At 33.1% G+C, this 22,172-nt stretch carries 27 protein-coding genes and 1 pseudogene; 22 read left to right on the top strand and 6 right to left on the bottom strand.

The window, feature by feature from the left end; genetic code table 11:
- Positions 1–197 precede the first annotated feature (197 nt).
- On the top strand, positions 198–2,273 hold the full coding sequence (locus tag ACUXVC_RS14135; protein WP_446025717.1) for a HelD family protein: 2,076 nt from the start codon (positions 198–200) through the stop codon (positions 2,271–2,273).
- 116 nt (positions 2,274–2,389) lie between these two features.
- Here ACUXVC_RS14135 and ACUXVC_RS14130 read toward each other — a convergent pair whose 3' ends face one another.
- Positions 2,390–3,118 carry a hypothetical protein gene (locus tag ACUXVC_RS14130; RefSeq protein WP_144465261.1) on the bottom strand — a complete coding sequence of 243 codons (729 nt, stop codon included), beginning with the start codon at positions 3,116–3,118 and terminating at the stop codon, positions 2,390–2,392.
- A gap of 47 nt (positions 3,119–3,165) precedes the next feature.
- Between ACUXVC_RS14130 and ACUXVC_RS14125 the strand changes: the two are divergent.
- The 16 genes and pseudogenes from ACUXVC_RS14125 to ACUXVC_RS14050 all read left to right on the top strand — a co-directional run.
- Positions 3,166–3,390 (top strand): annotated as a pseudogene (locus ACUXVC_RS14125) (DUF952 domain-containing protein); the annotation flags it as partial.
- An 807-nt stretch (positions 3,391–4,197) separates the two neighbouring features.
- Positions 4,198–4,545: a PadR family transcriptional regulator gene (locus ACUXVC_RS14120; RefSeq protein WP_144465260.1), complete on the top strand. Its 348-nt coding sequence runs from the start codon at positions 4,198–4,200 to the stop codon at positions 4,543–4,545.
- Complete coding sequence (locus ACUXVC_RS14115) at positions 4,532–5,533, top strand: HAAS signaling domain-containing protein (protein ID WP_446025716.1); 1,002 nt, start codon at positions 4,532–4,534, stop codon at positions 5,531–5,533. Before ACUXVC_RS14120 ends, ACUXVC_RS14115 begins: the two co-directional genes overlap by 14 nt.
- Before the next feature lie 79 nt (positions 5,534–5,612).
- Positions 5,613–6,125, top strand: a complete 513-nt coding sequence (locus tag ACUXVC_RS14110; RefSeq protein ID WP_000617523.1) for a GNAT family N-acetyltransferase — start codon at positions 5,613–5,615, stop codon at positions 6,123–6,125.
- Between the two features lie 127 nt (positions 6,126–6,252).
- A complete protein-coding gene (locus tag ACUXVC_RS14105) occupies positions 6,253–7,029 on the top strand; it encodes a serine hydrolase (RefSeq protein WP_446025715.1) in 777 nt (258 codons plus the stop codon).
- Positions 7,026–7,397, top strand: coding sequence for a hypothetical protein (locus ACUXVC_RS14100; protein ID WP_000827990.1), 372 nt, complete (start codon positions 7,026–7,028; stop codon positions 7,395–7,397). The genes ACUXVC_RS14105 and ACUXVC_RS14100 overlap by 4 nt, the downstream gene beginning before the upstream one ends.
- Positions 7,398–7,425: 28 nt before the next feature.
- The gene (locus tag ACUXVC_RS14095) at positions 7,426–7,842 is read left to right on the top strand and encodes a GNAT family N-acetyltransferase (RefSeq protein ID WP_446025714.1); all 417 of its coding nucleotides are present in this window, start codon (positions 7,426–7,428) and stop codon (positions 7,840–7,842) included.
- Between the two features lie 35 nt (positions 7,843–7,877).
- Positions 7,878–8,267, top strand: a complete 390-nt coding sequence (locus ACUXVC_RS14090; RefSeq protein ID WP_000288963.1) for a GNAT family N-acetyltransferase — start codon at positions 7,878–7,880, stop codon at positions 8,265–8,267.
- A gap of 30 nt (positions 8,268–8,297) precedes the next feature.
- The gene (locus tag ACUXVC_RS14085; protein WP_000994624.1) at positions 8,298–8,651 is read left to right on the top strand and encodes an MmcQ/YjbR family DNA-binding protein; all 354 of its coding nucleotides are present in this window, start codon (positions 8,298–8,300) and stop codon (positions 8,649–8,651) included.
- A 21-nt stretch (positions 8,652–8,672) separates the two neighbouring features.
- Positions 8,673–9,380, top strand: a complete 708-nt coding sequence (locus ACUXVC_RS14080) for a class I SAM-dependent methyltransferase (RefSeq protein ID WP_000655266.1) — start codon at positions 8,673–8,675, stop codon at positions 9,378–9,380.
- Positions 9,381–9,445: 65 nt separating this feature from the next.
- Complete coding sequence (locus tag ACUXVC_RS14075; RefSeq protein ID WP_144465257.1) at positions 9,446–9,832, top strand: ribosomal maturation YjgA family protein; 387 nt, start codon at positions 9,446–9,448, stop codon at positions 9,830–9,832.
- Positions 9,833–9,856: 24 nt separating this feature from the next.
- Complete coding sequence (locus ACUXVC_RS14070) at positions 9,857–10,786, top strand: phosphotransferase enzyme family protein (RefSeq protein WP_446025713.1); 930 nt, start codon at positions 9,857–9,859, stop codon at positions 10,784–10,786.
- A complete protein-coding gene (locus ACUXVC_RS14065) occupies positions 10,783–11,286 on the top strand; it encodes a DNA topology modulation protein (RefSeq protein WP_000720562.1) in 504 nt (167 codons plus the stop codon). Before ACUXVC_RS14070 ends, ACUXVC_RS14065 begins: the two co-directional genes overlap by 4 nt.
- Positions 11,287–11,447: 161 nt before the next feature.
- On the top strand, positions 11,448–12,128 hold the full coding sequence (locus ACUXVC_RS14060) for a formylglycine-generating enzyme family protein (protein WP_098128038.1): 681 nt from the start codon (positions 11,448–11,450) through the stop codon (positions 12,126–12,128).
- Positions 12,129–12,220: 92 nt separating this feature from the next.
- Positions 12,221–13,414: a macrolide family glycosyltransferase gene (locus ACUXVC_RS14055; RefSeq protein ID WP_000124881.1), complete on the top strand. Its 1,194-nt coding sequence runs from the start codon at positions 12,221–12,223 to the stop codon at positions 13,412–13,414.
- Between the two features lie 443 nt (positions 13,415–13,857).
- Positions 13,858–15,225, top strand: coding sequence for a lytic polysaccharide monooxygenase (locus ACUXVC_RS14050; protein WP_088023622.1), 1,368 nt, complete (start codon positions 13,858–13,860; stop codon positions 15,223–15,225).
- 126 nt (positions 15,226–15,351) lie between these two features.
- Here the strand turns inward: ACUXVC_RS14050 and ACUXVC_RS14045 are convergent, their stop codons facing one another.
- The 3 genes from ACUXVC_RS14045 to ACUXVC_RS14035 all read right to left on the bottom strand — a co-directional run bounded on the left by ACUXVC_RS14045 (position 15,352) and on the right by ACUXVC_RS14035 (position 16,885).
- Complete coding sequence (locus ACUXVC_RS14045; RefSeq protein ID WP_001190870.1) at positions 15,352–15,786, bottom strand: GNAT family N-acetyltransferase; 435 nt, start codon at positions 15,784–15,786, stop codon at positions 15,352–15,354.
- A 111-nt stretch (positions 15,787–15,897) separates the two neighbouring features.
- The gene (gene rpiA / locus ACUXVC_RS14040; protein WP_001049982.1) at positions 15,898–16,560 is read right to left on the bottom strand and encodes a ribose 5-phosphate isomerase A; all 663 of its coding nucleotides are present in this window, start codon (positions 16,558–16,560) and stop codon (positions 15,898–15,900) included.
- 4 nt (positions 16,561–16,564) lie between these two features.
- Positions 16,565–16,885: a 2Fe-2S iron-sulfur cluster-binding protein gene (locus ACUXVC_RS14035; RefSeq protein ID WP_001125388.1), complete on the bottom strand. Its 321-nt coding sequence runs from the start codon at positions 16,883–16,885 to the stop codon at positions 16,565–16,567.
- 142 nt (positions 16,886–17,027) lie between these two features.
- Between ACUXVC_RS14035 and ACUXVC_RS14030 the strand changes: the two genes are divergently transcribed.
- Both ACUXVC_RS14030 and clpP read left to right on the top strand, forming a co-directional pair.
- Positions 17,028–17,714, top strand: a complete 687-nt coding sequence (locus ACUXVC_RS14030) for an RNA polymerase subunit sigma-70 (protein ID WP_168411599.1) — start codon at positions 17,028–17,030, stop codon at positions 17,712–17,714.
- A gap of 21 nt (positions 17,715–17,735) precedes the next feature.
- Entirely contained in the window at positions 17,736–18,317 is a 582-nt protein-coding gene (gene clpP / locus ACUXVC_RS14025; protein WP_000991612.1) for an ATP-dependent Clp endopeptidase proteolytic subunit ClpP, read from the top strand.
- Positions 18,318–18,360: 43 nt separating this feature from the next.
- On the opposite strand, the gene ACUXVC_RS14020 is transcribed toward clpP, so the two are convergent.
- Positions 18,361–19,218 (bottom strand): glycine betaine ABC transporter substrate-binding protein, encoded by an 858-nt coding sequence (locus tag ACUXVC_RS14020; RefSeq protein ID WP_001227615.1) that lies wholly within the window; start codon positions 19,216–19,218, stop codon positions 18,361–18,363.
- A 171-nt stretch (positions 19,219–19,389) separates the two neighbouring features.
- Here ACUXVC_RS14020 and ACUXVC_RS14015 point away from each other — a divergent pair, with 171 nt between their 5' ends.
- Together ACUXVC_RS14015 and ACUXVC_RS14010 are read left to right on the top strand one after the other, a co-directional pair.
- Positions 19,390–20,595 (top strand): quaternary amine ABC transporter ATP-binding protein, encoded by a 1,206-nt coding sequence (locus tag ACUXVC_RS14015; RefSeq protein WP_089171219.1) that lies wholly within the window; start codon positions 19,390–19,392, stop codon positions 20,593–20,595.
- Positions 20,588–21,424: an ABC transporter permease gene (locus ACUXVC_RS14010; protein WP_001084752.1), complete on the top strand. Its 837-nt coding sequence runs from the start codon at positions 20,588–20,590 to the stop codon at positions 21,422–21,424. The genes ACUXVC_RS14015 and ACUXVC_RS14010 overlap by 8 nt, the downstream gene beginning before the upstream one ends.
- A gap of 101 nt (positions 21,425–21,525) precedes the next feature.
- Here the strand turns inward: ACUXVC_RS14010 and ACUXVC_RS14005 are convergent, their stop codons facing one another.
- Positions 21,526–21,714 (bottom strand): hypothetical protein, encoded by a 189-nt coding sequence (locus ACUXVC_RS14005; RefSeq protein WP_144465250.1) that lies wholly within the window; start codon positions 21,712–21,714, stop codon positions 21,526–21,528.
- Positions 21,715–21,928: 214 nt separating this feature from the next.
- Between ACUXVC_RS14005 and ACUXVC_RS14000 the strand changes: the two genes are divergently transcribed.
- Complete coding sequence (locus ACUXVC_RS14000; RefSeq protein ID WP_033689096.1) at positions 21,929–22,099, top strand: hypothetical protein; 171 nt, start codon at positions 21,929–21,931, stop codon at positions 22,097–22,099.
- The last annotated feature ends 73 nt before the right edge of the window (positions 22,100–22,172 follow it).

Genomic DNA, 22,172 nt, shown 5'->3' with positions numbered 1-22,172 from the left:
GAGGTATCTTTTGTATGCATCACTATACTATATGTGTAGTGATGTGATTTAGATGTTGTATATATCTTTAAAATTAGAAAGATAAAAAGTAAGTTTTTTCGGAAAATTTAATTGGAAACTATTGACTTTACGATTGAATTTTTAATACAATGGTATTTCGACTGAAAAATTAGAACGGACAGGAGGGAATCGTCGAAATGAGCAACATATTTGAAGATGAGTTACAAAAAATGAAGGATACTTTACACACGATGGATGAGCAATTGGATAAGCTTGAAAAAATCCCAGTTTATTATGGAGAAGATTTTAAAGAGCAAATTCTTGAAAGTATGAGAGAGTCTAATAGACAAAATTTACGTATTGGTGTGCAAGAGCCGTACTTTGGAAGGTTAGATTTTCAGGAAGATGGTAAAGAAGCAGTTATGCCGATTTATATTGGAAAAGTAGGGGTTTCGGATATGGACACGATGAAACCAATTATTATTGATTGGAGAGCACCTGTCGCAAGTATGTTTTATTCATTTACCGGTGGAGAAGCGTTAGCATTTTATCAATCACCAGATGGGTTAGTAGAAGGTGATGTGTATTTAAAACGAAACATTTCCATTCGAAAAAGAGAACTTGAACGTGTTGTTGATACATATGTAAAAGGAAATGAAGATGTATCGCATGCCGATGATTTTCTTCTATATCGATTAGGTGAGAATAAAGATAATAAGCTAAAGGATATTGTTTCAACGATTCAATCAGAACAAAATGATATTATTCGAGCGGAAAGAAATTTACCATTACTTATTCAAGGGGTTGCAGGGAGCGGAAAGACAACAATTGCTTTACATCGCCTTGCTTTTTTAATTTATGAATATCGTGAACAACTAGAAGCAGAAAGAATGATCGTATTTGCGCCGAATAGTCTGTTTTTAGACTATATTTCGAGTGTACTTCCTGAATTAGGTGTAGGGAATATTAGTCAAACAACGTTTCCGGATTGGGCATTACGTACGTTAGATGATTCAGTGAAACTAAAGCAGACAGAAGAAAAATTGAAAGAAGCCTTTTCAATTAATCGCGATGAAAGAAAGCTTATGATCGGTAAATTAAAAGGTACGCTAGAATTTAAGGCGTTTATAGAAGAAAGAATGACTCAATTTGAAAATGATTTAGTGCCAACAAAAGATTTTGAGGCATGGGATAAAGCTGTTATTCCAGTGGAAGACGTTAAAAAATGGATGCAAGTGGAATATAAACATTATCCATTAAAGAAGAGAAGAGAACGTTTAGTCGGCCGTATGAAACGTTGGATTGAAATTGAACTTAAAAAGTATGGAGAAACAAACGAGAAAAAGTTACTAAAAAAAGAAGCAACAAAGAGATTGAACACCTATATGAATTTTTGGCCAAAAATGAGCCCACTTTCACTATACAGTTCAATGTTGAAAAGCAAAGAAATACTCGAAGTATTACCTGAAGAACTTGTTCAAGAAACAGAAAAGAGTTGTAGTAAAAAAGAAGTGTATGTAGAAGATTTACCAGCTTTAATATACATACATCATCGTATAACAGGGATTGAAATCGGGCAGAAGTTTCATCACGTTGTTATTGATGAAGCGCAAGATTTTTCGCCTTTCCAAGTTTATGTATTAAAAGAAATTACATTAGGTAATTCTTTCACTATATTAGGTGATTTATCGCAAGCGATTTATGATTACCAAGGAATTGAAGATTGGAATGCTTTTAAGGAAGTATTCCAAGAAACCGGTTATTATGAATTGACAAGAAGTTATCGTTCTACAAAAGAAATTATTGAATTTGCAAATGAAATAATTAAAAATGCAGACATCCCAGTAGGACTCGCAACACCAGTCTTCCGCAGTGGAGAAGATGTGAAAGTAATTCGTGCAGAAAATCAATTTACTGAAATTGTGAAGACGGTAAAACATTTGCAAAATGCAGATGTGAAAACAATTGCGGTAATCGGAAGAACAGAAGGTGAATGCCGTGATATATATGTGAAATTAACAAATGCAGAATTAACGGTAAACGTAATTGAAGCAAACCAAAGTAAATATGAAGGTGGTATATCAGTAGTACCTGTCTATTTAGCGAAAGGTTTAGAATTTGATGCGGTGCTTTTAATTGATGTGGATGAGGAACATTACAAAAATACAAAACATGATGCAAAGTTACTATATGTTGGATGTACGAGATCACTTCATGACTTATGGATTTTCCATAGTGGGGAAGCGTCACCTTTAATTAAAGGATTAAAATAAAGTAAAACTATAATCAGTGGGGAGTTTTACTGCAAGCTAATGTGGGATAAATATAAAAAGAGGATTTTCTAGTACAGTATGAAGATCCTCTTTTTTATATTAAAATGGTAGACGAATTAATGACTTGAGCTGTTGTTTAAATGATATACGATGCTTTTTTCTAATTCCTTAGTTTGTTCTTTTTCCCATGTACGAACAGCATCTACTGGAGTTTGTGTATGTTTTAACCAATCTAGAATAAGGTGTAGTTGTTCTTGTATTTGACCAATGTTTTGCTCCTTTATGTTCTTATTCTGAATTCTATTAATTAATTGAAGCATATAGGGAAGTTTTTCTATACATTCGCTTAAATCTCCGCAATAACCTGAAGGGAATTCATGTGTACCAAATTCTAAAGTATGGATGTAATTAGAAACTAGGTATATCATAGCTTCTTGTTCGGTATCACCACCTAATTCAATCGCTTTTCGAAGGAATTTTTCTAAATCGTCATCTTTATTGCTAGAGTCCATATAAATTCCTATCCATCTAAAAGGTCTTGAATCAAATGGGGTGTTTTCTGTCCATCTATATAGAATGTCTATTAGAAAACTATTTAGTGCGAAAGTTAAGACCTCATCTTTTTCGTTTAATGCATCTAAAATAGTAAACAGTGAAATGGCAAACTCTTCTTGATCTTTTGATTCCCATTTCTTTGCATTTGAAATAAATGTCTCTAAATGTTTATAAGCTAATTTTCGAAGTCCCGCTTCGCGATGCTGACAGTAACAAATAAAATCATGCCAATGCTCATTTGTATTCATATGTATAATAATAGTTTGTAATGTAGTGAGAGGTTTATCCATTATAAGTCCCCAATCTATTAAGAACGTGTTGAAAATTTAGTGTTATTATATCATTACATAAATTAAAAAGGGAGAGTTACTATGATTACAAAAGTAATTGGGAAATCGCAAAAATAATTGGAAAAATTAATGAAGATTCCCTTATAGAAGAGGGATTTATTCATTGTTCATTAGTAGATCAAGCTTTAAGAGTTGCAGAAAAATATTTCAAGCATGAAGAAGATGTTTTATTACTTACAATTGATCCAGCCCTATTAAAAGCAGAAGTTAGAGTGGGAAGAATTTTTATTGGCCACGGGATCCAATCGATTGGTAATGAAGCAGTTCTAACAGGACTCATTATAGACTTTGAAGATGAAACGTAAAAAAATTATTATGTTTATCTGAATATTGAGGGAATACAAAAGTTTTATTTATCTAATTTTTAGAAAACATAGACTATAACATTGATAAATGGTATAATTTCCTTGTTATTGGAATTAAAATGAAAATATTAGAAGAAAAAGGATTGGATTGGTTTTAATGGGGGATTCTGATCACAAAGAAACAAAGGCAATATTAAAGTTATGGTTTATTTATATACCACTTGCATTTGGAGAGTTTGTCTTTTCGAATATCATAGGTTATTTAAAAAAATAAAGATTTTGCATTTGAAAAACAATTAACCTAATTTAATTGTTTTTTTATTTTACTTTAATAAACCAAATAAAAATAGAGATTTTGAACAAGATGAAGTTTATGAAGGAAATAACGTTGATTAGGTGCTGAAAACGGGAATCATTCAACCATGGTAATTTGCCGTTTTAATAGCTTCCTATAGTGAGATGTTATGTTCACATCATATGTATACGATATTTGTAACATAGCATTACTAGAACTTCAAAATTAGTAGTTAAGGTGCTACCTTTTAGAGTGCTATAGATATATAACTTAGCTAAAAAAGCAAAAATCATATAATTTGCGCTTTTTATTATCCGTTTTTTGGTAAATGATTATAGTTTTTGTCACATTAATACTGTACGATACATAGTATAAAACACATACTGTATGACATATAGTAATGGAAATGAGGTGAGTGAATGGATACTTTATTAAACTCGTTAATTACTGAGTTAAGAAGAGGGACATTAACGTTAGCTGTTTTAAGTCAATTAAGAACGCCGCAGTACGGATATTCACTTGTCCAGTTATTGGAGCAATCAGGGATTACAATTGATCAAAGTACTTTATATCCACTACTTCGCAGATTAGAAAAGCAGGAGCTAGTAACGAGTAGTTGGGATAAAACGGAGAGTAGACCTCGTAAATATTATGTTTTAAGTGAATATGGATTAGAAATATTTTTGCAGTTAAAAAAGGAATGGATAAAGGATTCGAAAGAACTTTATAACTTATTAAAGGAGGAGGACGAAAATGAGTTTGATTGATATGTATGTCCATGAAGTTGCGAAGAGATTGCCTGAACAAAATCGTGAAGATATTACACTTGAACTACGGTCAACAATAGAGGATATGTTACCAGACGATTATAATGAGGAAGATGTGAAGAGTGTACTCGAAAAATTGGGAAGTCCAGTTTCATTGGCTAATGGGTACTTGGATAGACCAATGCATTTAATTGGACCACGTTATTTTGATGTATATACGACGCTATTAAAAATGATTATACCAATTGCAGCTGTTATTGCGCTCATTTCAATGGTTGCAGAAAATTTTATAGGCTATAATGATGATCAAGCGGTATTACATGTTATTTTACAATTGATAGGTAAAGGTATAGGGGAAATTTTTGAAGTGGGTCTCCATGTATTTTTCTGGTTAACACTTGTATTTGCTATTTTAGAAAGAACTGATAAAGAAAAGGATCCACACCCATTAACAACAAGCTTAAAAAAATGGACACCAGATGACTTGAAAAATGTTTCGTATATCCCGAAGAAAAAGGCGATTTCAAAGTTTGAAGTTTTTGGAGGTTTAATGTGGACAGCAATATGGGCTACACTTTACTTTTATGCGAATCATCTTGTAGGCGTATATCATGGTACAGAAAACGGATTGAAGTTTGTCGCGCCAACGTTTAATCAAGATGTTTTGCTTCAATACTGGCCCCTAATTTTGGTTATGATCGTTTTCGAAGTAGCTATATCACTTTATAAGTTAGTACAGGGACAATGGACGAAAAGGTTGGCAATTGGAAATGCTATTCTTCAAGTAGTCGGAACAATCATATTCATTGTAATTGTAGTAAATCCACATTTATTAAACGAAGGATTCATTACGTATTTGGCAAATGCATTTACTACTTCCCCAGAGGAGTTTAAAACGTGGCTCATTGGGGGAGGAATTTTCTTTTATATGTTATCTGCTGCAATAAATATATTTGATGGTTTCCGAAAAGCTAGTATTCGTATGTAGATAAAAACGGAAATTTCGATAAAATAAAACTATTAAAAAAATAGTGAAATAAGATGAACATGATGAAAGGAAGAAAATAATGATCAGGGAAGCAACGAAAAGAGATTTAGCATACATTTTAGATATTTATAACGATGCGATACTTTATACAACAGCTGTATATGCGTATAAACCTGTAACCCTTGAAAATAGAATAGATTGGTATGAACAAAAAAAGGCTGAAGGGTATCCCATTTTCGTATATGAATTAGATAATAAAGTAGTAGGGTTTGCGACATTCGGCCCATTTAGAGCGTGGCCTGCTTATAAATATTCAGTTGAACATTCTGTGTATGTAGATAAGGCATATAGAAAAAATGGCATTGGGTCTTCATTAATGAAAGAATTAATCAAAATTGCGAAGGAAAGAGAGTATATGACCTTAATTGCTGGAATTGATGCAGAGAATGAAAAAAGTATTGCCTTGCATCAAAACTATGGATTTGTTCATGCAGGGACAATAAAAAAAGCTGGTTATAAGTTTAATAAATGGCTAGATTTAGCTTTTTATCAGCTGGAACTTAACGGTCCTGAAAATCCTATAGAAGAATAAATATTTTTCGGTAGCAAGAAAAAATTCATGCTACCTTTTTCTTATTTTAATAGCTGATGAAAAGGTATTTTATATTTAATATGGAATTATTAGAAGTTAATATAACGATATGAAAAGAGGGATAGAAATGGAAACTGTCATAAATAAAATAAAAGAGGTACAATCTAATTATGTGGGAATGGAAATTTATTCTACAAAAAACAATCCTATAGTTGCTTCATATAATAGTGAATTAAATATTCCGTTAGCATCAGCAGCAAAATTAGTTATTGGATTTGTAGTAGCACAAATGGTGAAGGAAAATAAACATAATTGGAATGATATACTTCATCACATTAAATTTAATCCGCATGAAGATAGTACGCAGTTATATCCGCACTTACAAGGAAGAACTTCTTTAACACTTAGTCAAGCGGTCGAGGTAATGATAGCTTGTCATGATAGTTATGTTGCACAGTCAGTTGTAATGCACTGTGGTGGATGGGATGCTGTGAAAATGTATGTACAAACGTACTTTTCAAAAATTCATATACAAGAGAATGCTAGAGATGAGAAAAATATTGGAGACTTAAATGAAGTTCTTGCCCTTTTCATACAAACCTTTCAAGGTTATAAATCAGAACCAGAATTATGGGAACCAATTATTAGTGGTATGGTAAGACAACAAGGGGAGTATGAAGAAATCCCATATTATCATTTAGCCCATATGACAGGTGGATTGCTCACAGCTACAATAAATATTGGTATAATGGGAATGTTTAACGAATTTCCGCTTCTTTATGTGATTGGGGGAAAAGATTTACCGAATCGCCGTGAAAATATAGAGGTAGATGAAGCTTTTGCAGTAGTTTTAAAGTACATATACAAAGAATATAGTGAAAACATGCTAGGAGTGAGCGGTTGAAAAGAAACTTAAAGACTTCAACAATCATTATTTTAATTTTAACGATTATTGCTCTTGAAGTTGGAATCGCACTATATGATCACGATTTGTCATTAGATACAATTTACTTTACAGCGATCCTTATTTGTATTGTATTGCTTTTTGGCACACGTGTTTCTGGAGAGAAAGAAAGTACATCGAAACGAGGAAGAAGAAAAACAGCTCTTATATTTTGGCCATCTATTTTATTGTCTATTGTTTGTTTTGCGGTTATAAGTTACATAAGGGTAGGATATGTCTCTGTACCAGGGATAATTGGCTTTTCATGCTTTGTTACATATGGTGGATTCGTATGTATTAGTATTTTAAAGAGAAAAAATAAAATGTAGATTACTAAGCTGAAAGGAAGCAATATAAATGAAACATATAAAGAACGGTACACGCACTGAAGGAGAATATATTAAAAATAAAGTCATTCAATATAATATGTCCATCTTAACAGATGAGGCAAGACAGCCGATGGAAGAAGTACGCCTCGTAGTAAAAAATGAAGAAGGAAAAATTTTTGGTGGCGTAACAGGTACGATGTATTTTTATCATCTTCATATCGACTTTTTGTGGGTTGATGAATCAGTTCGTCATGACGGTTATGGCAGCCAACTTTTACATGAAATTGAAGGGATTGCGAAGGAAAAAGGGTGTAGATTAATATTGCTAGATTCATTTAGTTTTCAAGCACCAGAATTTTATAAAAAGCACGGTTACAGGGAGTATGGTATTGTTGAAGATCACCCGAAAGGTCATAGTCAGCACTTTTTTGAAAAGAGATTATAATAATATTATGTATACTGTTTGATAGGAGAAAGAATATGTACACGTATAAATTGCAACAAGAACAACCAATCTGTGCAGAAAAAATAAAAAAACTTTATGATTCTGTCGGTTGGTGGCCAGAAAGAAAAGAAGTCGATATTGAAAAAATATTAAAGAATAGCATAGCCATTGGAGTATGGGAAGAAAATGAATTAGTTGGATTTGCTAGAGTCGTTTCTGATGGTGTTTTTCGAGCATACATTGAAGATGTTGTCGTACATGAGAGTGTAAGAAATAAAGGTATTGGAGAGAAGATGCTAACAATATTACTTCGAGAAATATCTCATATTGATATTGTTAGTCTATTTTGCGGAGAGAAGCTAATAAAGTTTTATGGTGAGCAACAATTTCAAGCAACGAAGCAAATTGTGATGCATCGTAATTAAACAGGGAAAGAATAAGAGGTGCCAATTAAAATGAATGCAACAAGAGCGTACTGTTTATCGAAAAGAAAAGCGACAGAAGATTCTCCAGATGGTTGGAGTGCAACATGTATGAGACTTAATAATAAAATATTTGCGATAGTAAATCATGAAGAAGGTGAAAAAGCTGCGATTACATTGAAGTGTGATCCAGAAGTCGCATTAAGGATAAGAGAAGATTATCCAGAAACAATTATTCCAGGGTATCATATGAATAAAAAACATTGGAATACCGTTTATATTCATAAGGGTATAGAACAGGAGCAAATAAATAAAATGATTGATTGGTCGTATGATTTAGTACTACAATCATTTTCAAAGAAAAAGCAGCAGGAGTTAATGAATTAATATGTATTAGGAGTGTGTGTAATGAAAGATTCGATTAAAGATACGTATGATAAATTAGCGAGTACATATAAAGAAAATCTAGATTTCGCAAATCCATATAACAGTTATTATGAAAGACCGGCGATGATGGAGCTTATTTCAAAGGAACTAGAAGGAAAAAAGATACTAGATGCTGGATGTGCAGCTGGATGGTATACTTCTCAATTCATAGGAAGAGGAGCAAATGTTACAGCAATTGACGTAAGTCCTGAAATGGTAAAAGCAGCAAAAGAATATATAGGAGAAGAAGCAACGTTCCTTTGTCATGATCTGCAAGAAACATTGCCATTTGAAGATAATACGTATGATGTGATTGTAAGTTCGTTAACTCTTCATTACTTAGAAAATTGGAATCAAGTATTTCAAGAATTTCGTCGCGTATTGAAGCCGGGTGGAGAACTTATATATTCTATCCATCATCCTTTTATGGATTTCACAAAGTTTCCATGTGAAAGTTATTTTGAAAAACAGCTATTAATAGATACTTGGGTTAAACCGAATATTACTATTGAAGTCGAATTTTTCAGAAGGTCACTACAAGACATAATAAATGAAACTACAAATTATTTTGTATTAGAAGAGATAGTGGAACCGAAGGCAGTTGAAAAGATGAAAGAAGTAGACGAAAAATCATATTATTATTTAAATACGAATCCACATTTTCTTATCATAAAAGCAACTAATAAATAGCTAGTAAAATAACTTTATTTTACTAGCTATTTACAGTTATACATTATATATTAGGAGACTTTAAAATGAATACGAAACGAAATAGAGTATTATATGCACTATTTACTATAGTTGTTATTATTTTAGGTCTTAGCTCAAGAAAGTTTTCTTTTGCACTACCACATCTATTAAATGATTACTTAGGCGATGCTTTATGGGCATTAATGATTTTCACTGGCTTTGGATTTTTGTTTCCTAAAACAGAGACGAAGAAGTTGGCTTTTATTAGTTTAATGTTTTGCTACGGGATTGAAGTGAGCCAATTGTATCATGCGGAATGGATAGATAGCATTCGTACAACGACTTTGGGCGGACTCGTGTTGGGATACGGTTTTTTGTGGAGTGATTTGGTGGCTTATACAATTGGTGTTGGAGTGGGAGTACTGTGTGAGGTTATTTTTCGGAAGACATAAGAATTGTAAAAGGGGTATTTGTAAATGGAACAAGCACTGGAAATTGCAAAGTTTTGGTTTCAAAATGAACATGTCACAGCTACTGTAATTCAACAAAAAGTAGCGAAGGTTATATGCAAGAATAAAGAGTATATTTTAAAGAAAACAGGATCAATAAAGCAACTTCTAGTTGAATTCGATGTTTTGAAGCAACTGTATGAAAAGGGAATTAAAGTACAGAGAGTAGTAAAGACAGAAAATGATGAACAATATGTATTATATAAAGAAAAATATTATTGCTTATATGAGTATGTTGCCGGAAGTGTTTTAGAAATAAAAGATACGAATAAGCTGGAAAGGCTAGCAAGTACAATTGGAGAAGAAATAGCTAATCTGCACAAAGCATTACATTCGGTGAATAGTGACCATGAGTTAATAAAAAGAGATTTATATAGGATGGTATTTGAATGGGCTATACCGATTTTAGAAAAGAATGAGTATGTTCATCAAGAGGTAATTCAAAAGATGGAGCGAATGCACGCAGCTTTCAAGGAAACGGTCCATCCATTACCGAGACAAATTATTCATCGTGATATGCATCTATCAAATGTAATCTTTAAAGATGATAAACTGGAAGGGTTTATAGATTTTGAGATTTTAGAAAATAATGTAAAAATATTCGATTTATGTTATTGCTGTACAAGTATATTAAGCGAGCTATTTAGTGATGAAAGATTAAGAGGGAAATGGTTACATATCGTTAGCAAAGTCTTTGAAGGTTATTATAAACAAAATGATTTAACGAAAGAAGAACTAAAAGCCATTTGGTATGTTATGCTTTCAATTCAAATTATCTTTATTGCTTATTTTGTCCAGTTACCAGATTTATTAAAGTTAAATGAAGAAATGTTCTTCTGGATTTTCGCTAATAAGGAAGCTATTGAAGAAGTTATAGAAGGTATCGTAAAGGTATGAAAAAAATAATATTAATAGGTTCTGGTGGTTCAGGAAAATCTACATTAGCAAGGCAGTTAGGGAATAAATTAAATATTAAGGTGCATCATCTTGATGCATTATTTTGGAAACCGAATTGGGAAGGTGTTCCGAGAGAAGAACAAATAACAGTTCAAAATAACTTAATTAAAGATGAGAAATGGATTATTGATGGGAATTACGGCGGGACGATGGGTATAAGACTGAATGCAGCTGATACAATTATCTTCCTTGATATTCATAGAACAATTTGTGTTTATAGGGCTTTTAAAAGAATTGTAAAATACCGAAATAAAACAAGACCAGATATGGGCGCGGGATGTGAAGAAAGATTTGATTTGCAATTTTTTAAATGGATATGGGAATATCCTAATGCTAAACGACCTACAATTTTAAAAGGGTTAGAGCAATTGCCGGAAGAGAAAAAGGTTATTGTTTTAAAATCTCCAAATGAGGTTCGGAAATTTTTAGAGCACATATAATTATAGAATGTAACACAAAAATTCTTTGTGAATCTTACCGATTAGTTTAATAAAACTAATCGTTTTTTATTATGAAAAATTTAACGCTTTTTGAAAATTGTATTTTGTAATGAGTATATGACTTTAATTTCATATAAAATGAACGTTTGGAGGAATAGAAAATGACTAACGATTTAATTCAACTAATCGATTCATTAATGGTCAATATTCCAACTGGAGAGGTAGTATTAAGAGATGATCGAATAAAAAAAGAATGGCTAGTACAAATTCAACCATTTCTTCTTGCAAAGTATGCTGTAACAATGGAACTATATGATGCTATTACAAATAGTACATTAAATAATTTTGATAAAAATCATAAACCAGTTGTCAATATTTCATGGAACGATGCCATTGCGTTTTGTAATGTACTTTCAAAAAAAGCGGGATTAAAAGAATATTATTCTATTAGTGATGGTGGTCAAATTGTGAAATGTAATTTAGATTCAAATGGCTACCGATTACCATCTGAGGCGGAGTGGCAATATGCATGTAAAGCAAGTACAACCGGATATACATACGGGAAACTTCATGATATAGCGTGGTATAATGAAAATTCAAATGGACATATTCATGACGTTGGCCAAAAAGAACCGAATGCATGGGGACTTTATGATATGCTAGGGAACGTTTGGGAATGGTGTTATGATTTGTATGATGAAACAGTGTACGGATCATACCGCATTTTTCGTGGTGGTAGTTGGGCTGAAACAGCGAGAGGGTGCGGCGCTACTTGTCGTCGTCGAAGCCATCCTACATTTCATATAGATGATCTCGGTTTTAGACTCGCTAGGTCAATTTAGTAGGAACATGATACGAACAGCTAGGAAAAGAGTATGGAGAGAATCCGTACTCTTGCCAACATAGAAATGATTTAACGTAAGGAGTGTTTATTATGGCGCGTGTTTTATTTATTAATGCTGGATCAGAAGGGCATATAAATCCAACTTTACAAGTTGTAGATGAATTGATTTCTCGTGGTGAAGAGGTCGTTTATTTTTCAATAGAAGCTTTCAGGGAGCGGATTGAGAAGACAGGTGCTACTGTACGAACGATTGATGATCAAAAATTTATAAAAGCGTTTCTATCTGGAGGCAGAAATTATTTACAGGAAAGAATAAATGGCCTTCTACATACAGCGGATATTGTAATACCTAGCGTTTTAGAACAAATTGAAGGTGAACATTTTGATTACATAATTCATGATTCTATGTTTGGCTGTGGCCATTTAATTGCTCAAATCCTTAAACTTCCAGCCATAAATTCATGCACATCTTTTGCGCAGGATGAAAAATCCTTTGAGCAAATGTTAGGTCATCTATCAAAAAATATCCCAGTAGAAATTTATGATAAAATACAGAATGATTTTCAAAACTTAACGAAGGGAATTGCTGAAAAATATGGTGTTGAAATAAAATCATCGTATGAAGTTTTCTGTAATCCTGCACCCCTTACTATTGTATATACAATTAAGGAGTTCCAGCCTTTTGGTGATACGTTTGATGAAACATATAAATTTGTAGGACCATCTATCTCTGCACAAATGAAAAACAGAGACGTTGATTTTACTTCAATTGAAGAAAAAAGTCCGATTTATATTTCATTAGGTACTGTTTTTAATGAAGCGATTGACTTTTATAAACTGTGTATGAAGGCCTTTGAGAATAGTGAGCATACAATTGTTATGTCTATTGGTAGTAAAACAAAAATAAGTGATCTAGGCGAAATTCCTAAAAACTTCATTGTGAAAAACTATGTACCCCAAACTGAGCTGCTTACATATACGAAACTATTTATTACACACGGCGGGATGAACAGTGCGCATGAAGGACTGTATAACGGGGTTCCGCTCGTTGTAATACCGCAAAGTGCAGATCAGCCAGTAGTCGCAAAGCAAGTGGAGAGTCTTGGAGCAGGAGTAAAATTACAAATGCAAGGATTAACTGTGGATCAACTAAGTGAAAGTGTAGAAATAGTATTAAATAATCGTTCATTTAAAGAAGTTGCTTTGAATTTGAAGGAATCTTTCCAAAAATCAGGTGGATATAAGGAAGCTGTTGATGAAATTTTTTTATTTGTAGGTCAGTGAAAAAAATGAAATTATACATTAGAAAAAGCATCTAAATAGGATGCTTTTTATTTAACTTTATAATTCTTATTTTTAATATCTAGTATGGTTAAAACTAAGGAACTGAGAGATATAAGTATAAGAATAAAAGTTAACCAGTTAAATGTATTTTCAATTATGAAGTAAAGATGATAGATAAATATATTCAAATTTTATTTTAAAATATTAGGACTTAGTTTTACATGTTAGTAATAATTTCACTGTTTCTGCACAACTTCTGCACATACTCAGGTAATTTCTATGTCATGATATATCCATAAAGTGAAATATTTCACAAGAAAAATATAATTTTACTGCGGTGTATGCATAATTAACACATACATCGGTACAAGTTTGTCTCTTGTTATTCTTTTACATCAAAGCCCACATTCCACTACAAAGTATAACAAGAAGGAGACATGAACATGAATAATCGATTTTTAAAACAACTACAAAATATGAAAATGAACAAAAAAAGTTTAGGAGCTGTAGCATTAACAGCTGGAATTATTAGTACGACACTTATTCCTCAAAATGCTTATGCGCACGGTTTTGTTGAAAAGCCCGGTAGCCGATCCGCTTTATGTAGTTCAACTTATGGTGCGCTAAATGTAAACTGTGGAAGTGTTATGTATGAACCACAAAGTTTAGAAGCTCCAAAAGGTTTCCCACAAGGTGGTCCAGTAGATGGACAAATTGCTTCAGCAGGCGGAAAATTTGGTGGTATTTTAGATCAACAAACAGCAAATCGTTGGTTTAAAAATACAATTACTGGTGGGGAAAATACATTTACTTGGAAGTATACTGCGCCTCACTTAACGAGTAAGTGGCATTACTATATTACCAAAAAAGGATGGAATCCAAATAAAGCGCTAACAAGAGCAGATTTTGAACCAATTGGAACTGTACAACATGATGGTTCTGCAGCTTCAAATAATTTAACTCATAAAATCAATGTACCTACTGATCGTAGTGGATATCATGTGATTTTAGCAGTATGGGATGTAGCTGATACAGCAAATGCATTCTATAATGTAATTGATGTTAATCTTATTAATGATGTGAAACCAGACATAGAAGCGCCAAGTATTCCAAATGGACTTCAGACGCAAAAAGTAACAGCAAATAGTGTAGAACTAACATGGAACGCTTCTACGGATAATGTAGGGGTAAAAGGATATCAAATCTTCCGTAACGGAGAGATGATTGATACAGTACTAGGCACTCATTTTATTGATAAGAAATTACAACCAAGCACAGAATACTCTTATACTGTAAAAGCAATTGACTCAGCTGGAAATGTATCGAAAGAAAGTACAGCGCTTACAGTAAAAACAACAGATGAGATTCCTGATACAGAAGCACCAACACAACCAAAAGGATTACATAGTATGGGAACGACAGCGTCAAGTGTGGATTTAATGTGGAGTCCATCTGACGATAATATTGGTGTAGACCATTACGATATTTATAGAGAAACAGAAGGATCAATGAAAAAGATTGCAACATCCAATACAACTTCTTATATGGATAAAAATCTGCTCGCTAATACTACTTATAAATATGTAGTAAAAGCTGTTGATGTAGCTGGAAATGAATCCGTACAGAGTGATATATTCACAATTACTACAAAAACCGAAAGCGCTTCATATGAAGCGTGGGATGCAAAAAAAGCATATAAAAAGGGAGATAGAGTTCTACACGAAGGAAAAGTATATGAAGCAGTCCAGAGTTATCAAGGAAATGGTGATCCGAACTGGATTTATGCATTATCATTATGGAAAACAGTGTAAGCTTTACCTAGATATGAACTAAGAGATGATGGGCTTTGATGAAAAAGGGAATCTTGAGAATTCACTTTTCTATTAATAAAAAAGGGTAGTGTATGAATACATAAGATTCATACACTACCCTTTTTATTATGATAACATTTTCGTCATAAGTATATGCGGAATGCCATCTTCCATAAATATATCAGAAGAAGTTTCATAACCTAATTTTTTATAAAATCCTTCAGCTTGTGTTTGCCCGTGTAGTTTCACTTTTGTAGCTTGTTCGTTACGAGCAATTTCTTCTAACGTTTGAATGATAACTTTACCTAATCCGTATGTACGATAATCTTTTAAAATGCAAATACGTTCTAATTTTCCGACGCCATCAACAAATCGTATACGCCCTGTACCTACAGGAAGCTCATTATAATAAACTAAAATATGTTTACATTGCTCTCCGATTTCATCGAATGTATCGAATTCATCTGAAAGAGGGACACCTTGTTCTTTTACAAATACTTCTTTTCGAATATGAAAGGCAGTTTCTAAATCAGCAAGTTCTGTTATAAGTTTGGATTGCAAAATGTTCAGTCCTTTCTAGTGTAATCAGCTTGTGTTTTCATAGTATATCATAATAAAGCGCTATTAAGAGGAGAACATACTAAAAAGCCAACTTTAAAAAGTTAGCTTTTATTACAATTCCTTTATCCCATTTTTAGCGCCGATAATTACTTTACTCGTCATACTTATAAACAACCCTGTTTCAACTACACCAGTAATCATTTTTAATTGAGTGTGTAAATGGGCAGGATTAGAAATATGATTAGGGAATATACAATCGATAATCATGTTATTGTTATCGGTTATATAGGTTTCATTATTTTTCAAACGTAATGTTGTTTGACATCCTAAAGACTGAATTTTATTTTCGGTTTGTTTCCATGAAAAAGGGATGATTTCAATAGGTAATGGAAAAGTACCTAAATGTGTTACAAGTTTCGATTCATCAGCAATGATAATTAGTTCTTTAGAGGAAGAGGCAACGATTTTTTCGCGAAGTAATGCACCGCCACCGCCTTTTATAAGTTGTAAATTTGAATCAATTTCATCCGCTCCATCAATTGTAAGATCAAGACTTTGTACGTCGTTTAACGAAATTAGGGGGATATTTAGTTGATGTGCTAATGCTTCAGTTTCTTTTGATGTCGGTACAGCTTGAAATGATAATCCTTCTTTTACACGCTCACCTAATTTTTGTATTGTCCAATATACAGTAGAACCTGTACCAAGCCCAATCTTCATGCCATCATTTACAAAGTTAGCGGCATATTCGCCAGCGAGCTGTTTTAAATTCATCGTTTTACTCCGCCGGACGCGGTCCGGCATCAAGACCTGAATTTTCAACTGTAAGTACCGGACGAACGACTATATCTTTATGTACACGCATTTGACAAGATAATCGTAAATGGTCTTCAATCCCTTTTTCCGTCATTGCATGTTTCTCATTCGCACTCGCTTCACAGAAATCACCTGCTAGTATTTCTACTCTACAAGTTGTGCAACGTGCATTCCCGCCACAACGATGAAGAATGTTGACACCGCTATCTTCAATTGCTAATACTAACTTCGTTCCTTCTTTTACATCAAATGTTCCCGCACCTTCAATTGTTAATTTTGGCAAATTTGTTCCTCCTCACGTAAAATTGTACATAACATATTTATGACCGCGAATTATTGAACATAAACATTATTTTTTTATATCCCCGTAACTTTTTTTTATGTTGAATCGTTTATTAAGTAAGCGCTGAAAAGGAGTGGTTATTTTGTGCACAAAAGTAACTCATGTTTTAAAGAACCGTATCGATATGAATCATTCAAATATAAACTTTTTAATTGAACAATATGGAGAGTTAAAAAGATATTGTACTTTTTTAACGAAAAACAAATGGGATGGGGAAGATCTCGCCCAAGAAACAGTGTGTAAAGTGCTTCAAAAATATAGAAGTAAAGATATTTGTATGACACTCGTCTATAAAATAGCAAGAAATCGTTGGTTAGATCAGATGAAGTCTAAGTCTGTTCATGAAAAAATAAGAGAACAAATCACTTTTGAAGAACCACATGAGAACATTGCAGATTTGCATGAAATGGTAGGGAAAGTATTGTCTTCATTAAATGTACAGCAATCCGCAATTTTATTATTAAAAGATGTTTTTCAATATAGTATCGCTGATATTGCTAAAGTGTGTTCTGTATCAGAAGGTGCAGTGAAAGCTTCTTTATTTCGGAGTAGAAATAGGCTGAAAACTGTAAGTGAAGAAGGGGTCGAGATAGTCGAATTCACAGATGATATGGAAGTTGTAGTAACGTCTATTCGAGAAGAGAGACCGGAATTATTAACGAAACTGCTTCCGTCAATAGATTTTACTAAGTTACCATCTAAACAGCCAGTCTTATTATTTAATGTGAAACAACCTTCTTCCTACAGTTGTATGCTTTGCGCAGCATAACAAGTATTGGAGGGATTTAAAATGAATGCAATTCCATATGTAGTAGAACAAACAAAATTAGGAGAACGTTCCTATGATATATATTCAAGGTTATTAAAAGACCGCATTATTATTATCGGTTCAGAAATTAATGATCAAGTAGCGAGTAGTGTCGTAGCTCAATTATTATTTTTAGAAGCAGAAGATGCAGAGAAAGATATATTCTTATACATCAATAGCCCCGGCGGTTCAACGACAGCAGGTTTTGCAATATTAGATACGATGAATTTAATTAAACCAGATGTGCAAACGCTGTGCATGGGCTTTGCGGCATCATTTGGTGCATTGCTATTATTATCTGGAGCAAAAGGAAAACGGTTTGCGCTCCCTAACAGTGAAATTATGATTCATCAGCCGCTTGGTGGTGCACAAGGGCAAGCAACAGAAATTGAAATAACTGCGAAAAGAATATTAAAGTTAAAGCATGATATTAATAAAATGATTGCAGAAAAAACAGGCCAACCGATTGAAAGAGTAGCACATGATACAGAAAGAGATTATTTTATGACTGCAGAAGAAGCGAAGGAATATGGGATTGTAGATGATGTTGTTACGAAAAAATAAGATGAAAAAGGCTAGAGGATATATTAATTCTCTAGCCTTTTTATTAATCCTTTACCCATTCATCAACTAATGCTTGATTTTTTTTAATCCATTTTCGCGCAGCTTCTTCAGGATCTTTTGTTTTATTTAACATGACCATTAACGTACCGAGCTGTTCATCGTTCATTTTCCATTTATCAAAGTATTTTATAACATCTGGGTGATCTTTTTCGAAACCTTTACGAACGGAGTAATAAATGTCATCTTTTTCACCATATACTTTCTTAGGGTCTTTTAAATATTTTAAGTCAAATTCTGAAAAACCCCAATGCGGATTCCAAAGCGTAACAGCGATTGGTTTCTTTTTTGTATATGCTTTCTTTAGTTCACTCATCATCGCAGCTTCAGAGGATTGGACAAGTTTTAGTTTTATATCATATTCTTTCATTGCTTTATTCGTTAAATTCATAAGACTACTACCGGGTTCGATACCGACAATTTTATTATCTAGTTCATCTTTATGAGCATTTAAATCTTCGATACTGTTTATGTTTTTCATATAAGAAGGGACGACTAAACCTAGTCCAGTACCTTCGTACCATTTTGATTTTAAGACAATATCATCTTTATAACGATCGTTTAGCGGTTTATCTGTAACTGGTAGCCATACTTCTAAATTCGCATCAACATCGCCACGAGCAACACCAGTCCAAATTGCGGCTTTTTCTAAATACATGAGCTCAACTTTGTAGCCTTTTTCTTCTAATAAAACTTTCCACATGTTTGCAGTTGCAATATTTTCTTTCCAACTTGTTACACCAAGTTTAATTTTTCCTTTCGAATTTGCATTTGTTGCATTACATGAAGTGAAAATCATAGTAATAAATAATGCAAGGCATATAAACCAAATTTTCTTTCGCATCGAAAACCTCCTAAGTAACGTTTGCCTTATAAAATAAATGTATAAGTAAGCATTCTTATTATGAACGGAAAAGAGAATTTTAAAGAAATCTTATGAATGTCATTTTTATGTAATATTTCTTTGTAAAATCGCAACACTATGTGAATAGATGGGTAGAAAAGGAGTAGTGACATGGATAATACAAAGGTGCGTGTTGAAAACGTAACAAAAGTATTCGGGAAACATCCGCAAAGAGCCCTTTCCTTATTAAAAGAAGGAAAAAGTAAATCGGAAATTTTAACAGAGACAGGAATGAACGTTGGGGTGAAAAAAGCAACGTTTGAAGTATATTCTGGAGAAATTTTCGTTATTATGGGTTTGTCTGGTAGCGGGAAATCTACGCTAGTTCGTATGTTAAATCAATTGATTAAACCAACTGCAGGTCATATATACATAGATGGTGAAGACATCGCAACGATGGGAAAAGAAGAGTTACGGAGAGTAAGAAGAACGAAAATGAGTATGGTATTTCAGAAATTCGCTCTATTTCCGCATCGTACAGTTATACAAAATGTTGCATATGGTTTAGAAATACAAGGAGTTCCAGTTGAAGAGCGAGAGAAAAAAGCGTTAGAATCGCTACAGTTAGTAGGACTCGATCATCATAAAGATAATTATCCAAGTCAACTTAGTGGTGGTATGCAGCAGCGCGTTGGAATCGCAAGGGCGCTAACGAATAATCCAGATGTATTACTAATGGACGAGTCATTCAGTGCATTAGATCCACTTATTCGAAAAGAAATGCAAGATGAATTGTTAGAGTTGCAAGATAAAATGGAAAAAACGATTATATTTATTACGCATGATTTAGATGAAGCGCTTCGAATTGGAGATCGTATCGCATTAATGAAAGATGGAGAAATCGTTCAAATTGGAACGCCAGAAGAAATTATGATGAGCCCCGCTAATGAATTTGTAGAAAAGTTTGTTGCGGACGTGAATTTAGGAAAAGTAATTACGGCGGAGTCTATTTTAAAACGACCAGAAACTTTATTAATTGATCGTGGACCTCGTGTAGCCCTTCAAATTATGAGGAATGCTGGTGTTTCAACTGTATATGTTGTAAACAAAAAGTATGAGTTTTTAGGTATATTAACTGCGGATGATGCGAGTAAGGCAGTACAAAAACAGTGGCCGATTGCTGATTTATTACTTAATGATATTCCGCATGTGTATTTAGATACTTTACTGGAAGAGACGTATGCAAAAATGGCGGAGATGAAATATCCGTTACCAGTAATCGATGAGAAGAAAAGGCTAAGAGGAATTATTAAACGTGAAAGTGTCATTCAAGCTCTTGCAGGAAACATTGAGGAAGAGGTGAAAGACGATGAATAGTATACCGCGTATTCCATTAGGGGAATGGGTAGACTCATTTGTTGCAAGTTTATATGAGCACTTTGAAGGCTTATTCCGAGGATTCTCTTATATTATTGGTGGATTCGTTGATTTACTCACTAATTTTTTAATAATAATTCCTGCCATATTGATGATTATTATCTTATGTTTCCTCATTTGGTACACAACGAGAAAACTATCTTTAGTCATTTTTACGCTTATTGGATTATTATTTATTTTGAATATTAACTACTGGGCACAAACGATGCAAACATTGGCACTCGTACTTACGTCAGTTATTATTTCAATTATTGTCGGAATTCCAATTGGTATATTAGCATCTCAAAATGAACGTTTCTCAAAATTTTTAAAACCAACATTAGATTTTATGCAAACAATGCCTGCATTCGTATACCTTATTCCAGCGATCACATTTTTCGGAGTAGGTGTAGTACCTGGAATTATTGCATCAGTAATCTTTGCAATGCCACCGACAATTCGTTTTACTGACTTAGGAATTAGACAAGTTCCAGAAGATTTAATTGAAGCAGCGAATGCATTTGGATCCACTGCATCACAAAAACTATTTAAAGTACAATTACCACTTGCAACCGGAACGATTATGGCTGGTGTGAACCAAAGTATTATGCTTTCGTTATCGATGGTTGTAACAGCATCACTTGTAGGAGCTCCTGGACTTGGAGTTGATGTATATCGCTCGGTAACACAAGTTAATATCGGAATGGGATTTGAAGCTGGATTAGCTATCGTAGTAATCGCAATTATATTAGACCGAATTACACAAGGGTTCCATACGAAAAGAAAATAATGACCAAAAAACACACTTTTATACTACAAAGTGTGTTTTTTATTGCATCCAGTTTACATACGAACGATAACAGAACCTCCAGCTGGTGCGCAAACTTGGTTTTATTGTTGTTCCATTGATTTAATGAATTGATTATTTTCCTCGATTAATGAGATTAATTTAGTTAATTGATTTTCAAGACTTGCGATACATTGCATCATATATTGTGAATCATGATGCAATGTATTCCTTGCGGGATGGGGGGAATAAACATACTGTTGATTTATATTTGGATTCCAATGAGGATACATTTGAATCGTTCCTCCTTCAATAAATTACGAAGCTTTCTTATAGTAAATGCCTATGTATAATTAATGGTTACTTGAAAATTTTTCAATATAAAAGGAGTATGTACAGAAAATGGAAAATATTATATGTGAAGTTACAGTACATTTTTTAGAAATATTTAAGCGAGATAGTTCGTATATTAATACATTCATGTAAATGTATGTTATTTAGCGAGAAATGGTAGGAGGAGATGCAATTTTGGCTAAAAATAAAAAAAGAAATGATGCTTTGGCAATAGGTGTCGGTATAGGGGTTGTAATCGGTGTATTTCAAGGGCACTTTACAAATAATTTAGTAATCGGAATTGTGATTGGGATTATAATTGGGATTGCGTTTTTGAAGAAATAATGATGTAAATTCATTTCAAAAATTATTGTATTAAAAGAATGAAGATTCGGAATACGAAACCTGTTTTTCCTTT

The sequence above is a fragment of the Bacillus sp. N6 genome, assembly GCF_052805735.1.
This window is presented reverse-complemented; position numbering and strand designations above follow the sequence as displayed.